This is a genomic window from Enterobacter cloacae complex sp. P27C (assembly GCF_014895705.1).
GTDB classification, from domain to species: domain Bacteria; phylum Pseudomonadota; class Gammaproteobacteria; order Enterobacterales; family Enterobacteriaceae; genus Enterobacter; species Enterobacter bugandensis.
The window spans coordinates 305,817-320,604 of sequence record NZ_JADBQB010000001.1 but is presented as its reverse complement, the minus strand read 5'-3'; the positions used below and the strand labels follow the sequence as shown (position 1 = coordinate 320,604).

The following is a 14,788-nucleotide window of genomic DNA, read 5'->3' as shown; positions in this document are numbered from 1 at the left end:
GGATAATAAAGACATTGCGTATCAGTGATATGCCCCAATACTGTTGGTATATCCATAAGAGACTCTGACATAGCCATGCCTGAACACTATCGTTATTCCTTGCCCGTCAAAGCGGGCGACCAGCGCCAGCTGGGTGAACTCACGGGCGCGGCGTGCGCCTCGCTGGTGGCAGAAATCGCTGAGCGGCACCCTGGCCCGGTGGTACTGGTTGCCCCGGATATGCAAAACGCCCTGCGCCTGCACGATGAAATCCGCCAGTTCACCGATAGCCTGGTGTTCAGCCTGGCCGACTGGGAAACGCTGCCGTATGACAGTTTCTCCCCGCATCAGGAGATCATCTCCTCGCGCCTGTCGACGCTATATCAACTCCCGACCATGCAGCGCGGCGTGCTGATTGTGCCGGTGAATACCCTGATGCAGCGCGTCTGCCCGCATAGCTATCTGCACGGCCACGCGCTGGTGATGAAAAAAGGCCAGCGCCTGTCTCGCGACACCCTGCGAGACCAGCTTGACGGTGCCGGATATCGCCATGTCGATCAGGTCATGGAGCACGGGGAATATGCCACCCGCGGCGCGCTGCTCGACCTTTACCCGATGGGCAGCGACCAGCCGTATCGTCTGGATTTCTTTGATGATGAAATCGACAGCCTGCGTGTGTTCGATGCCGACACCCAGCGCACGCTGGAAGAGGTGGAATCCATCAATTTACTGCCTGCCCACGAGTTCCCGACGGACAAAACCGCCATCGAGCTGTTCCGCAGCCAGTGGCGCGACAGATTCGACGTAAAGCGCGATGCAGAACACATCTATCAGCAGGTCAGCAAAGGTACGCTCCCGGCCGGAATCGAATACTGGCAGCCGCTGTTCTTCAGCGAGCCGCTGCCCGCCCTGTTCAGCTACTTCCCGGCGAATACGCTGATTGTGAACACCGGCGATATCGACGCCAGCGCCAGCCGCTTTGAAAGCGAAACCCGCGCACGCTTCGAAAACCGGGGCGTTGACCCGATGCGTCCGCTCCTGCCGCCGGAAGCGCTGTGGCTGCGCACCGACGAACTCAACGCCGAGCTGAAGCGCTGGCCGCGCATGCAGCTGAAAACCGATTCGCTTGCCGATAAGGCCGCCAACACTAACCTCGCCTTCCGCACGCTGCCGGACCTGGCCGTACAGGCGCAGCAGAAATCGCCGCTGGATAATCTGCGCAAGTTCCTGGAATCCTTTACCGGGCCGGTGGTGTTCTCCGTTGAGAGTGAAGGCCGCCGCGAGGCGCTCGGTGAGCTGCTGGGACGCATTAAGGTGGCGCCGAAGCGCATTCTTCGCCTGAGCGAAGCGACCGGAAACGGTCGTTATCTGATGATCGGCGCCGCCGAGCACGGATTCATTGATACGCTCAATAACCTGGCGCTGATTTGCGAAAGCGACCTGCTGGGCGAGCGCGTCGCGCGCCGCCGTCAGGACAGCCGTCGGACCATCAACCCGGACACGCTGATCCGCAACCTGGCCGAGCTGCATCCAGGCCAGCCGATTGTTCACCTGGAGCACGGCGTTGGCCGCTATCAGGGGATGACCACGCTGGAAGCGGGCGGTATCAAAGGTGAGTACCTGATGCTGACCTACGCCAACGACGCCAAACTCTATGTACCGGTCTCGTCGCTGCACCTGATCAGCCGCTATGCGGGCGGCGCGGAGGAAAATGCGCCGCTGCACAAGCTGGGCGGCGACGCCTGGGCGCGTGCACGCCAGAAAGCGGCGGAAAAAGTGCGCGACGTGGCGGCCGAACTGCTGGATATCTACGCCCAGCGCGCGGCCAAAGAGGGCTTCGCCTTTAAGCACGACAAAGAACAGTACCAGCTGTTCTGCGACAGCTTCCCGTTTGAAACCACGCCGGATCAGGCCCAGGCCATTAATGCCGTGCTGAGCGACATGTGCCAGCCGCTGGCAATGGACCGCTTAGTCTGCGGCGACGTCGGCTTCGGCAAAACCGAAGTGGCAATGCGCGCCGCCTTCCTTGCGGTTGAAAACAACAAGCAGGTGGCGGTGCTGGTGCCAACCACCCTGCTCGCTCAGCAGCACTTCGACAACTTCCGGGACCGTTTCGCCAACTGGCCGGTGCGTATAGAGATGCTGTCGCGTTTTCGCAGCACCAAAGAGCAGACGCAGATCCTGGAGCAGGCAAGCGAAGGCAAGATCGATATTCTGATCGGCACCCATAAGCTGCTGCAAAGCGACGTGAAGTGGAAAGATTTGGGGCTGCTGATCGTCGACGAAGAGCACCGCTTCGGGGTTCGCCATAAAGAGCGTATCAAAGCGATGCGCGCCGACGTCGATATCCTGACCCTGACCGCGACGCCGATCCCGCGAACCCTGAACATGGCGATGAGCGGCATGCGCGATCTGTCGATTATCGCCACGCCGCCGGCCCGTCGTCTGGCGGTAAAAACCTTTGTCCGCGAGTACGACAATCTGGTGGTGCGTGAGGCCATTCTGCGTGAAGTGCTGCGCGGGGGTCAGGTCTATTACCTGTATAACGATGTCGAAAATATCCAGAAAGCCGCCGACAGGCTGGCGGAACTGGTACCGGAAGCGCGTATTGCCATCGGTCACGGACAGATGCGCGAACGCGAGCTGGAGCGGGTGATGAACGACTTCCACCACCAGCGCTTTAACGTGCTGGTGTGTACCACTATCATCGAAACCGGGATCGACATTCCAACGGCGAACACGATTATCATCGAACGCGCGGATCACTTCGGCCTGGCCCAGCTTCACCAGCTGCGCGGCCGAGTCGGGCGTTCGCATCATCAGGCCTACGCCTGGCTACTGACGCCGCATCCGAAAGCGATGACCACCGACGCGCAAAAGCGCCTGGAAGCCATCGCCTCGCTGGAAGACCTCGGCGCAGGCTTCGCGCTGGCCACGCACGACCTGGAGATCCGAGGCGCGGGTGAACTGCTGGGTGAGGACCAGAGCGGCTCCATGGAGACCATCGGCTTCTCGCTCTATATGGAGCTGCTGGAAAACGCGGTGGACGCCCTGAAGGCCGGGCGCGAGCCGTCTCTGGAAGATTTGACCAGCCAGCAGACCGAGGTCGAACTGCGAATGCCTTCCCTGCTGCCGGATGATTTCATTCCGGACGTGAATACCCGACTGTCGTTCTACAAGCGCATCGCCAGCGCGAAGACGGAAAACGAGCTGGAAGAAATTAAGGTTGAGCTGATCGACCGCTTCGGCCTGCTGCCAGATGCTGCGCGTAACCTGCTGGATATCGCGCGCCTGCGCCAGCAGGCGCAGAAGCTGGGCATTCGCAAGCTTGAGGGCAACGAAAAAGGCGGCGTCATTGAATTTGCCGAGAAGAACCACGTCAACCCGATGTGGCTGATCGGCCTGCTGCAAAAACAGCCGCAGCACTTCCGTCTTGATGGCCCGACGCGACTGAAATTTACCCAGGAGCTGACGGAGCGCAAAACGCGCATGGACTGGGTGCGTAACTTTATGCGTCAGCTGGAAGAGAACGCTGTCGCGTAACTCGCCCTTCCCCCCCGTTAGCGCAGTGCTGGCGGGGGGACAATTTACAAACTCTTTGCACTTCACCCGATCTTCCCGACACACCCATTCGCCATAATTATCTTTAACCCCTTATAAAACAATAACCTTATCATTTACATGGATTATGGTGATGATGACCTCTTCGCGTTTTACCCGCTGGATAACCCTGTTTGCGCTGGCAGCCACCGTCGCGGTTGCGCTTCCTGCGCGGGCAAACACCTGGCCCCTTCCCCCGCCCGGCAGCAAGGTGGTGGGCGAAAACCGTTTTCATGTGGTTGAAAACAATGGTGGCTCACTGGAAGCGATAGCCAAAAAATATAACGTCGGTTTTCTGGCCCTGCTGCAGGCGAACCCCGGCGTCGATCCGTACGTCCCGCGCGCGGGCAGCGTACTGACCATTCCGTTACAGACTATCCTGCCGGATGCCCCGCGCGAGGGGATTGTGATCAACCTGGCAGAGTTGCGTTTGTACTATTACCCGCCGGGTAAAAATGAGGTTACCGTCTACCCTATCGGTATTGGTCAACTGGGCGGCGATACGCTGACGCCGACGATGGTCACCACCGTCTCGGATAAACGCGCCAACCCAACCTGGACGCCGACGGCCAACATTCGCGCCCGCTATAAGGCCCAGGGCATCGATCTTCCTGCCGTGGTTCCGGCAGGCCCGGATAACCCGATGGGTCATCACGCGATCCGCCTTGCCGCATACGGCGGCGTTTACCTGCTGCACGGTACAAACGCGGATTTTGGCATCGGCATGCGCGTCAGCTCCGGCTGCATTCGTCTGCGCGATGACGATATCAAAACGCTGTTTAACGTCGTTACGCCGGGAACGAAGGTGAATATTATCAATACGCCGATTAAGGTCTCTGAAGAGCCAGGCGGCGTGCGGCTGGTTGAGATTCACCAGCCGCTATCAAAAAATATCGGCGACGATCCCCAGACGTTACCCATTAATCTGAATGCCGCGATGGTGAGCTTCAAAACGAATGCGAATACCGATAGCATGGTGATGGAGCGCGCGATGGAAGCGCGGTCAGGCATGCCGACCGACGTCACCCGGCATCACGATGTTATCCAGCAATCGATGTAAACTGGAAAGAAAAACGCCCTGCACGTCTGCTTTACTTAAGGCTCACGTGACTTAAACCTGAACGGATATTTAGATGGCACATAAAGCACTGAACGATCGTATCGTCGGTGCTTTCTTTTTTCTGGCAGGAAATCCCGGATACATAATCAACATCATTAAAAACACCTTATAGTCTGTGAAAATTTTCAGCGGCACACAAATATAGCATTCCCGTCGGGAAGGGATACGTATCGGCATATAAGTGGTAGTTTCCTGGAGAATCCTTCAATGATTTTAATTTATTATATGCACACCAGTGCTTTTTGTTCCTGTAATCAAAAGACAAATCAATATCCACCACCATTAACGCAAGCATTACACCGAGGGCCGAATCATCATAATAAAATACAGATTTATGAGGTAAAATAAGATCGATTAGTTTATTCATCATTACATCCCCATGTGCTGGTAAGCCTTATCACCCTGTAGCCAGGTAATAAATACCCCTGCAGCCGTAAACAATCCAGTAAATATTACAAACAGAATAACCAGGAACCCGCCAGAAATATCTTCACCCTCGTTAACGCTGAAACCAAACATAGTTAATATAACAGCGAAAAATAACATCATTCCGGATAGTCCGGCGGAAGACCACGGTGGAGTGTACATTTTTTCCGCCGGATAATCGGGCTGATGGGTTAATCTGGAGGATACCGCCGTAATACAAAACTTTTTCTGTTCGGATGCCGCCACAAACTGGTCGCCCTGTGCATACGATACTGCATCTGAAGCCAGCGCCAGCGCCAGCCACGGATACCCTGCAGAATGCTCACCGAGCGACATTTCAAGCTCCAGCCGATCCGGTACGACTTTTTTTTCGTCCAGCACTTCCAGCAGCGGATACTTCTCTGTGCGCGATAAACCGGTATACCAGATCTGTTTGGGTTTACTGACAGCCTCCGCACGCAGATAAACAGGTACTGCACTTTCTACGTCAATAACCCCCGTCATCGGTTGATAAAGATAAACAGGTTTTTCTCCTTCCGTTTTAACGTAGTAATTCGTCAGGAGAAGCGCGGTAGCATTCTCCATCCACTTGCATTCCCCTTCTTCAGAATGCAAATCTACACAGATAAGCAGGCGTTCAACAACGTAGCCGTTCGCCTGTTTTATCCACTCTGTGACTAACGTATAGTCCGGGCATTCAGGCAAAAATGTGATTTTTTTGGTTGAAATCCCGGAACGTTCAAGCACACGCCGGAGTTCATCGCTACAGGATTCATCCCCACCTCGCACCCATACAAGCGCTTCAATCTGCCTGTACCGGGAGAGTTTTTCCATCATCGGCGCCAGGAGGTAGATAATTGCCTGCCCGGCTCGCGTGAAATCGAATGATTTATCCAGGTCAATCTTCAACGGCATTTTGGCGGCCAGCGGAAACTCCCCCTCCAGTTTCAACATGTTCAGCGCCAGCTCCTTTGTTGCCTTTGGCGGGGTCAGTATCGACCAGCCAGCCAGGATGATGTTACGCCTGGCATAGCTGACAACCTTGTATTCCTGCCGTGCCGCAATCAATAACCGCGTTTCTATGTAGTGTCTGTGCGCGTTATACGCAATACAGAACGCCTGTACTAAAAAGGTTACTACAGCGACAGGTATTACCACGGCATCAACAAGAAAACCTGAATCTACATGTTTATTACCCGGCCAGGTGACAGCCCGAATACCAGTACAAACAATCACCACGAGCACATAGACGACACACACACCAATAGTGGGAAAGTCATGTTTAAATTCGTTCTGCTTAGGGTAAAGCCACCAGTTCATCACACAGCCCCCGCAGTGGGGAGTGTGGTGCGAATAACACAGCCGCACGCCGCTTTACAGCCATCCACGACCACGCCCCGGCCGTTCATCGTCCATGTCGGATGGCTCTCTTTAATGGGGAACGTCCCCTTGTGTTCGGGACACATCACCTCATCCCCTTTCAGCGCGACAGGCATGCCCATAAACTGCGCGCCTGACGCCTTAATTACCTTCCCGCCGCTCACCAGCGGGTCATTCAGTCGAATTACGCCGTTCATCAGTTTCCTTTCCTTCCTGCGTCCATATCGCAGCGCATATGGTCCCAGCCGGTGTATCCCTTCACTTCCGGAACCTTATCGGGTTGATTGTGCCAATTGGTTTTAAGTTGCTCAGTAGAGCCTTCTAAACCTTGTTTGGTCATATACACCATTCCCCAGGCCCACCCAGGAAAACGGGGTTCCAGTTTCCCGCTTACCTTTTGCCCAGTTCCGTCGTCAACGGTATATTCAATCTCAGGACCACCAGCGGCAAGGCGCGGGTCGTCAAACGGTTTGGACGACATATACAGTCGATGTTTGGTCTGCAAAAAACCCTGATCGTTAACGACGGTGAAAGACACAGCATCTTCTGCGGGTGCTCTGTTATCACCATTAGGTTCATTAGGTGATGGGGAAAATCCTACTGACCTCCACGTTTCGCCATAATCTTTCGAAACAAGGAATCCATCTACCTCCCAGTTGGGGATTGAAATATAGCACTCTGAAGGGTGAATAAATTTATGGGTAAATATTCGGTAAAACTGGCTAACCGGCTCGGTATGAATTCCTTTCTGGGTATCCGTGTACCAGAGTTCACCTTCGCAGTCCCACCCCTTCAGCTCCAGATAACGATGATCATCAAAACGGTACACTACCTGTGTTGGCGGCTCTGAAGCCTTGCAACCTGCGGCCACCAGCAGCAGCGCGGTCAGCAATGAATAAAGTCCTTTCATCTTTTAACGCCCCGCATCCATATCACAGCGCATATGGTCCCAGCCGGTGTATCCCTTCACTTCCGGAACCTTATCGGGTTGATTCTGCCAATTGGTTTTAAGTTGCTCAGTAGAGCCTTCTAAACCTTGTTTGGTCATATACACCATTCCCCAAGGCCAGCCAGGTGAACGAGGTTCCACTTTCCCGCTTACCTTTTGCCCAGTTCCGTCGTCAACGGTATATTCAATCCCAGGACCACCAGCGGCAAGGCGCGGGTCGTCAAACGGTTTGGACGACATATACAGTCGATGTTTGGTCTGCAAAAAACCCTGATCGTTGACGACCGTGAAGGAAAGAACATCTTCCTGCTGTGGGGCATTCATTCCATTAAGATCATTTTCACCAAGGGAAAACTGTGCAATTTGCCAGGTCTGCCCATAATCTTTCGAAACCCTAAATCCACCAACACCCCAACCAGTTATTGCAATATATTTCTCAGATGGATGGACATATTTTTTGGTAAATATCCGGTAAAACTGGCTGACAGGCTCCGTGTGGATACCCCGCAGTGTATCCGTGTACCAGAGTTCACCCTCGCAGTCCCAGCCCTTCAGCTCCAGATAACGATGGTCATCGAACCGGTACACTACCTGCGTTGGCGGCTCTGAAGCCTTGCAACCTGCGGCCACCAGCACTGACACCAGGGCAATACCTGCTGTACGTTCTATCTTCATGCTTGTCTCCCTGTCACGATTCCCACCACGATTTTTGTTTCGCTATTCCCAGGTCGCTGTCAGATTTTGGCTTAGGCATATCCCATTGTAGATTTGCCACTTCCTGATTCCCTGTTGCCAGATCACGGGATGGCTTAACCGACGTGGCATTGTTAAACTGGTTTTCCACGCCGAACTCACCTTTAGGCAGAACATCTTCAGGTTTATTCATAAACCATTTTGTTGTTTCATCATTCAACTTTCCGGTTCTGTAATAATCTATAGCTGACTTGAACCCATTCTGCGGGTCTCGCCAGTCTGCGCGGTGTAACAAGCCTTCCCAGAACTTACCCGCCTGATAGTCAAAGGACTTGCACTGACCGATAGCCAGGTCGAACGCCATCGCGTGCGACGGTGCAAATTCACTGGCGACGATAGAAGAGTGCTGGCTGTAGCCTACCGGATCGGTGTTCTGCCACTCCTTTTCAAGTTCGTCACGGGATTTAAGCCAGGTCAGCGTCAGCTGAGAAAAATCTCTCGTTCCCGTCACTTCACCGCGAATAACTTCATGCCCCCGGTCAAAACTTTCCACCTGCAGCTCATTCGGCGTTAATACATGACCCGGTTGCCAGCTGATACGCTGATAGTTATCAACCGCATAGGTAGCCGATGCCGTGCGCGAAATGGCACTGGCTTTAGCTGAATAGGAAATGTAGGCATCCGGGCTGTCCGGGTCGATATACGCGGTGTACGGTTTATCACTGGTTTTCGGATCGTTATCCGGATGGTTATCCTGCCCCATGAGTTTAAAAATAAATGGCTCCGGCAGCTCTTCGCCGTTTATCACCACGTCGCTGTACGAATATCCCGCATTCATCATCGGGGTGGTGCTGAAATCACCTTTCCTCTCCGGTGCCATCTTAAACGGCTCCGTCTCCATGCGGCCAACCCAGCGATGCTGGCAGAATACCCGCTGACGCAGGTTAGGAATGCCAGCAGCTAACTTATCGGGAATACCCCGCCAGCCAAATCCCTGGATGTTTTGCAGGGAGACGGTACCGTCCTGCGGACACCAGTAGTTATAAACCTTGCCGTTATTGTCACGACGATACTTAGCATCCTTCCTCAATGGGTTATCGGAAGGCTTGCGTGATGCGCAGCTGGTTTCATCGCCAGCATATCTGCCTCTGACAGCTCTCCGCCTTTGTACTGGGTTGCCATCAGTGCGCAGAAGTGTTTAAACGTCTCCTGGCGGGCAAACGCCGTCTGGTGATGGCCGGGCTGGGCGTCTTCACTAAGACGTCCTTCCAGCGAATACGGTGAGTGATTCAGAATGACGCAGTTAACCGGCTCATATCCTGCCTGTTTAACCAGCATATTTGCCAGCATGGTGATGATGGTTCCCTGGCTATGTGCCACCACGTTAATCACATCATTTCGCGTCACCAGCGGTTCACGTATCTGAAGGATCAAATCCGCCAGCCGCTGCGCGGCAAAGAATTGATAGATGCGGTGCGGGTTCGGAAAGATGGGGTGCGTGTAATCGCCGCCGTTCATGTGCAATGTGGCAAACCCTGCGGCGGCCAGCGCCGCGCCTCCAGCTCCCGGTCCTAACATATCGGGGATGTTGGTTGTCGCATTGGCAAACGTCCCTCCACCTTTGGCAAAATTCGTATCGAGGGCGTTTTTGAAATTATCGTTCTGGTACTTATACGCACCTTTGCCGTCGTTACCCAGCGCCGCTTTATTCTCCTCGTTATCCTCCTGATAAGCATCAAACGACAGGTGCGCATTGTTTCCCTGCCTGTAAACCTCTTCCCTGTAGCGTTGCTGGTCTGCAACGTAATCCTCATGCGTTACCGGCTTGTATCCCCAGTAAAACGGGATAACCGGTGAACGGCCGGGGTGCGCAATTCTATATTCCCCCCATTCATGCGCGTAAAAATCCTGACGATTAAGACGCTTACTCAGGCCCGCAATAATGCCCTTCTCCTGATTCTGGTACGCTTCACCCACGTCGTTCACGCCATGAACCAGGATCACAATCCCCGGCATCGGGCGCGGCACGCCAACGCGACGGGTCTGGGCCACCTCCCCCAAATCTTTGTGTATCGGGATATCCCCTTCTGATATGATCCGTGGGGCATACGGGCTTTGTCTGGCTTCCGTCATTCCATTAACTCCATTTTGTAGGTGTCCAGGTCATCGGCATCGAGTAATGCTGAATGGCCGTTGCTGTCCGTTATGCCTTCCACCACTTTTCCGGCCGAGCTGGTCAGCCTGAATTTTTTGTTCGCGAGAATTTGCTCCGGGTCATCTCCGGCGTGCAGCTGGTAGCGGAGCTTAAATGCGCCCTGATTGAACGGCGGGACCGTGACCTGCGCGCTTTCCGGGCCGTCGTACTTCAGACTGGGTCCTTTCAGTTCGATTCCCGTCGGCGAGAAGATGGTGACCAGTCCGTTCGGACTGACGCGTATCCCGCCTCCCCCACAGACCAGCTGTATGCCCTGTTTGGCGATGCCGTTCAGCTGCCCGTCGGTGCTCGCCATCGTGAAATCATTCTGCGAGAGCATATGCATGGCACCGCGCTGGGCCTGCGTCGTGATATCCCCGGCACCGGCAATCATCTGAATGCCGAGCTTGCGGGCAAACAGCGAGAGTTTTTCCCCCACGGCCAGAGAGAATTTTTTCACCACGTTTACGCTGGTATCCTGGCCCGCAGTCACAATCACATCTTTCCCGGCAGACAGTTGCAGACTGTCCGGCGTGACGTGTGCCTGCCCTTTGTCGGCATAGGTAAGCAGACCCGGCCCTGCCAGATTACTCAGCACTTGGTTCAGCTGGTTTTGCTGATCGGTTTCCACATTACTGGCCCCGGCCGTCAGTGCGCTTTGTTGCAGCGTCATTGCCAGCGACAACGCTTTCTCCAGAAGCGCAATGGCGGCCGTCATATCCAGTTGCTTACCCACAGCACGCGGTTGCGCCTCCGTGGTGATCATCACCCCTTTGGCCGCACGGAGCGCCATGTGATTGTCAGTACGCGCTTCCACACCTTCACCGCGCTGTTTTCCCTCCGCGTCAACGAGGTGGCCAGCGCTGACCTGACTCTTGCCGTACTCCGTGGAAATCTTGATGTGTTCCTGACCGCGGCGGTCCTCCAGGCGGATTTTGTTTGAAGCAGCAGTGCGGATCACGTTGCGGGTGTCGTTGCGGTTTGTAACCAGATCAGGGTGCGCGCCGTCATGCATGACATGCGCAATAAAGGGCCGGTCCGGATCGCCGCCTTCAAAGGCTACAGCCACTTCTGTGCCGTCCAGCAGCGGGAAATGAAAACCAAACACATCCCCGCCGTACGGTCTGCCCAGACGCATCAGCGCACTTTCAAAACCGTCACGTTTCTCGTCGAGGTCAAAATCAAACTTCACGCGGTATCGGCCCCGGGCATCGACTCCGGCATAAGTGCGATCCCGATTGATGGCCGCCACGCGACCGGGTACCGTACCGGCAATCATCGGTCGCGGCAGATATTCCGGACGATAGCTGTAGCCGTTCAGATAAGGGATCCCCTTCAGGATGGCGCGGTAGTGCTGTGCTCGACTGCCGGAAAGCGTCATTGTGGTGACAAGAAAACCGTGCTTAAACCCGTCAGGAATATCCCCTGTCGGGTGGAACATCACACCCGGCAACAGTGCCGGGTCACTGGTTGTTCCACCCAGCACACTCTGTTTGTTCAGCAGGCGCTCATAGCGCAGGCGCGCGTAGAACGTGGCTGTTTCCGCCTCTTCACCGTAAAAATCGCCGTTCTCCAGATAATGATCGGCATAGTGATACTGTTTGCCGCTAGTTATCCCGTCGGGAATATCATTATCGAAAATGGTTTTATCCGCCTGTGGCGAAAATGGATTACGGTAGTTATACGTACGCACCAGCACGCTTTCGGGAATGAGTTCGTATTGTTCTTCGAGCTCGGTAATGTATTCTTCATGACTGGTCATGCCGGAATGGCGGACGTACGGCAGCGGCTTATCGCTGAAGACATAGCGGCGGCCACCGTCACCAAAGATAACCACCGTTTCGCCCTGCACCTTGTCGTGGTTTTCAAAGCGGAACCAGATCCCTACCTCGGCCAGCAGACGGCGGATAAACTGGAGATTGGTTTCCTTCCACTGAATGACCATTTCCCTTCGGGGATAGCTGCGACTCAGCTGGTCAAAATCAATGTTGTAGCCTTCAAACAGACTGCTTTCCTTCATCAGCTGAGTGACGAGTTCGGGTACGGTTACATCCATGTACACGGCCGAGCGGTAATTTCGGTCCAGCAGCGCCAGCTCATGCTCCAGCACACACTCGTACAGGGCTTCATCGGCAGATGACTTCAGACGGGAAAACGACGTGATCACCCCGTTAATCTGGCGCACCGGCAGCCAGGGCTCCTGATCGTACCAGCCTGCTTTCGGATTCGGGGCACGCAGAATAAATTCCGCGCTCTGATTGAGGACTTCGTTGACTGCAATGTTTGATGTTGGGCTGGTAAAGCGGATGGTGTAGCGGTAGGGCTTACTGAGTTCTTCTTCCCCGGTAAAAGAGTGAACATCCGGTAAAACAGATTTGCCTCGTGTAAAATACAGTAAATAACGGTTTAACGTATCCTGTTGCTGAACAATGCCAGATGGTCCTTCCATCGCCAAATATCCCTGTTAAAAATGACTATTTATTAAAAATACAATACGCCCACAGTCCATTTAATAAAACGCCATTCCGTAACACATCACAGAATGTTACAAAATACATGTCATTCAGTTTAAACATAAATAAGACAAAAACATTCACGCCACAAATAAAAAAAGACCAAAAATAACGCCTTGGCCATATATAATAATTCAGCCGGTAACAACAATATGGACGACGCATTTTTCTTGTGAACGCATCATCAGATATTCAGGAACCGCTGCCAAAGGATAATTCAGACCTTTTTCCTGATATAAATCACTCTTCCCTGGCGAACAGCAATAAATATTAAACCGCTTCGCCGCAGGATAAGAATATACGGCAGTTTCCGTAAGCGGGATTTTATCTGCCATCAGTCTGTGAGGATAAAGTCCGTCCCGGTATCCCGGGTTCGCAGGAGGCGGCAACGAGGTGCTGTTTAAACTCAGGAGAATACTCAGGGCAGCCTTTTCGCCTACCGGGAGTCACATTTTTCCGTATATCTGACACGTTGATACCCACCACTTATTTGGTGGACACCACGTTGTTGGATGCATCAGATTATGACCAGACGGCTCTCGCAGGACGCATCCAGAGAGCGGGAAAAAGTATCCAGTCGGACGGGAAAGCATCCGCAACGAAGTCCATATCGAGTTCAGACGTAAAAAATCCGGGCCAGAGGGGCTGAACCCGGATTGTTTCTTACTGGCAGGATCGTTCAAGTGTTCTTAAACGATCGGCATTACTGCACATGTGCAGGGCGTTTTTTATTGCAGTGGCATAAATGAGGGTTTATGCCCGGATTATTTGTAGATAACAGCGGTGCCGTGCAGGGTGTTAGGACCGGTCACAGAGGTGATGCGGTAAGATTTTGCACCCATTGCTTCCGCTTTTTGTGCCAGCTGATCTTCCAGAGAGCCCAGGTTAGTCCCGGCAGACGCAGAGATCGTCCCGACTTTATGCTGATCGGCTGGAGTGGACTGTACCTGTACAGCAGCAAAGCTTGCGAAAGAGAGTGAACTCAGTACAGCAGCAGCGATGAGGGTTTTGACGTTTTTCATAATGTTTACCTTTGGCAGATGAATTTTTTGGTCGTTAGCCATTTAGTTAACGATCGATAGGTAAATCATAAATGTGATCCAGCTCACGCGTCAACAGATTTTTATAACGAACATTAATTAAATTTTAAAATTGTTATTTTTCATACATATATGATTAATTTATTTTTAAGCATTCTGCACTGGTGGTGGGTTGCGTTTATTTTTATAATGGTCATTCAACAAACCAACAGAGGACCAACGGCAAATGACAACCGACGTCACGAGTTGTGTGAAGAAAAGCCGTGGCCGACCAAAAGTGTTTGACAGGGATGCAGCGCTTGATAAGGCCATGACTCTCTTCTGGCAACATGGGTATGAAGCGACCTCGCTTTCCGATCTGGTAGAAGCCACCGGAGCTAAAGCGCCGACGCTTTATGCTGAATTTACCAATAAAGAGGGGCTGTTCAGGGCGGTGCTGGACAGGTACATTTCGCGCTTTGCGGCGAAACACGAAGCCCAGCTATTTTGTGAAGAGAAAAGCGTTGAACAGGCGCTACGGGATTACTTTACCGCCGTTGCCACCTGCTTCACCAGTAAAGAGACGCCCGCGGGCTGCTTTATGATTAACACCTCTGCCACCCTGGCGGCAGCATCAAAAGAGATCGCCAATACGGTGAAATCGCGTCATGCGATGCAGGAGGAGACGCTCAGCGCATTTCTGGCTCAGCGCCAGCAGCGCGGTGAAATTCCCGCACACTGCCAGCCTCAGATGCTGGCGCAATACCTGAGCTGTATTTTACAGGGAATGTCGATCAGCGCCCGTGAAGGGGCGACGCTGGAAAAACTGCAGAACATTTCTGACACCACGCTGCGCCTGTGGCCTGAACTGCTCAAAATCTGACGCAAAAAAAAGCTCCTCAGCCTGAGCGCTTG

11 protein-coding genes and 1 pseudogene are annotated in these 14,788 nt (G+C 53.5%); 3 read left to right on the top strand and 9 right to left on the bottom strand.

Annotated features, from left to right (window positions below):
* The first annotated feature begins 75 nt into the window (after positions 1–75).
* Both mfd and IM291_RS01560 read left to right on the top strand, forming a co-directional pair.
* On the top strand, positions 76–3,522 hold the full coding sequence (gene mfd / locus IM291_RS01565) for a transcription-repair coupling factor (protein WP_192985957.1): 3,447 nt from the start codon (positions 76–78) through the stop codon (positions 3,520–3,522).
* Between the two features lie 151 nt (positions 3,523–3,673).
* Positions 3,674–4,639 carry a L,D-transpeptidase family protein gene (locus IM291_RS01560; RefSeq protein WP_028012736.1) on the top strand — a complete coding sequence of 322 codons (966 nt, stop codon included), beginning with the start codon at positions 3,674–3,676 and terminating at the stop codon, positions 4,637–4,639.
* 166 nt (positions 4,640–4,805) lie between these two features.
* On the opposite strand, the gene IM291_RS01555 is transcribed toward IM291_RS01560, so the two are convergent.
* From IM291_RS01555 to bhsA, 9 genes and pseudogenes are all read right to left on the bottom strand, one after another.
* The gene (locus IM291_RS01555; RefSeq protein WP_192985956.1) at positions 4,806–5,069 is read right to left on the bottom strand and encodes a hypothetical protein; all 264 of its coding nucleotides are present in this window, start codon (positions 5,067–5,069) and stop codon (positions 4,806–4,808) included.
* Positions 5,069–6,445, bottom strand: coding sequence for a hypothetical protein (locus tag IM291_RS01550; RefSeq protein WP_192985955.1), 1,377 nt, complete (start codon positions 6,443–6,445; stop codon positions 5,069–5,071). Before IM291_RS01550 ends, IM291_RS01555 begins: the two co-directional genes overlap by 1 nt.
* Positions 6,445–6,702, bottom strand: a complete 258-nt coding sequence (locus IM291_RS01545; protein WP_032639699.1) for a PAAR domain-containing protein — start codon at positions 6,700–6,702, stop codon at positions 6,445–6,447. The genes IM291_RS01550 and IM291_RS01545 overlap by 1 nt, the downstream gene beginning before the upstream one ends.
* Positions 6,702–7,415, bottom strand: coding sequence for a hypothetical protein (locus IM291_RS01540; protein ID WP_192985954.1), 714 nt, complete (start codon positions 7,413–7,415; stop codon positions 6,702–6,704). The genes IM291_RS01545 and IM291_RS01540 overlap by 1 nt, the downstream gene beginning before the upstream one ends.
* 3 nt (positions 7,416–7,418) lie before the next feature.
* Positions 7,419–8,129: a hypothetical protein gene (locus tag IM291_RS01535; protein ID WP_192985953.1), complete on the bottom strand. Its 711-nt coding sequence runs from the start codon at positions 8,127–8,129 to the stop codon at positions 7,419–7,421.
* 13 nt (positions 8,130–8,142) lie between these two features.
* A pseudogene (locus IM291_RS22065) lies at positions 8,143–10,280 on the bottom strand (DUF3274 domain-containing protein).
* On the bottom strand, positions 10,277–12,790 hold the full coding sequence (locus IM291_RS01525) for a type VI secretion system Vgr family protein (protein WP_192985952.1): 2,514 nt from the start codon (positions 12,788–12,790) through the stop codon (positions 10,277–10,279). The pseudogene IM291_RS22065 and the gene IM291_RS01525 overlap by 4 nt, the downstream one beginning before the upstream one ends.
* Positions 12,791–12,988: 198 nt before the next feature.
* Positions 12,989–13,189, bottom strand: coding sequence for a hypothetical protein (locus IM291_RS01520; protein ID WP_126327399.1), 201 nt, complete (start codon positions 13,187–13,189; stop codon positions 12,989–12,991).
* 429 nt (positions 13,190–13,618) lie between these two features.
* Positions 13,619–13,876, bottom strand: a complete 258-nt coding sequence (gene bhsA, locus IM291_RS01515; protein WP_023332711.1) for a multiple stress resistance protein BhsA — start codon at positions 13,874–13,876, stop codon at positions 13,619–13,621.
* 244 nt (positions 13,877–14,120) lie between these two features.
* On the opposite strand from bhsA, the gene comR reads away from it, so the two are divergent.
* Complete coding sequence (gene comR / locus IM291_RS01510; RefSeq protein WP_028012732.1) at positions 14,121–14,756, top strand: TetR family copper-responsive transcriptional repressor ComR; 636 nt, start codon at positions 14,121–14,123, stop codon at positions 14,754–14,756.
* Positions 14,757–14,788 lie beyond the last annotated feature (32 nt).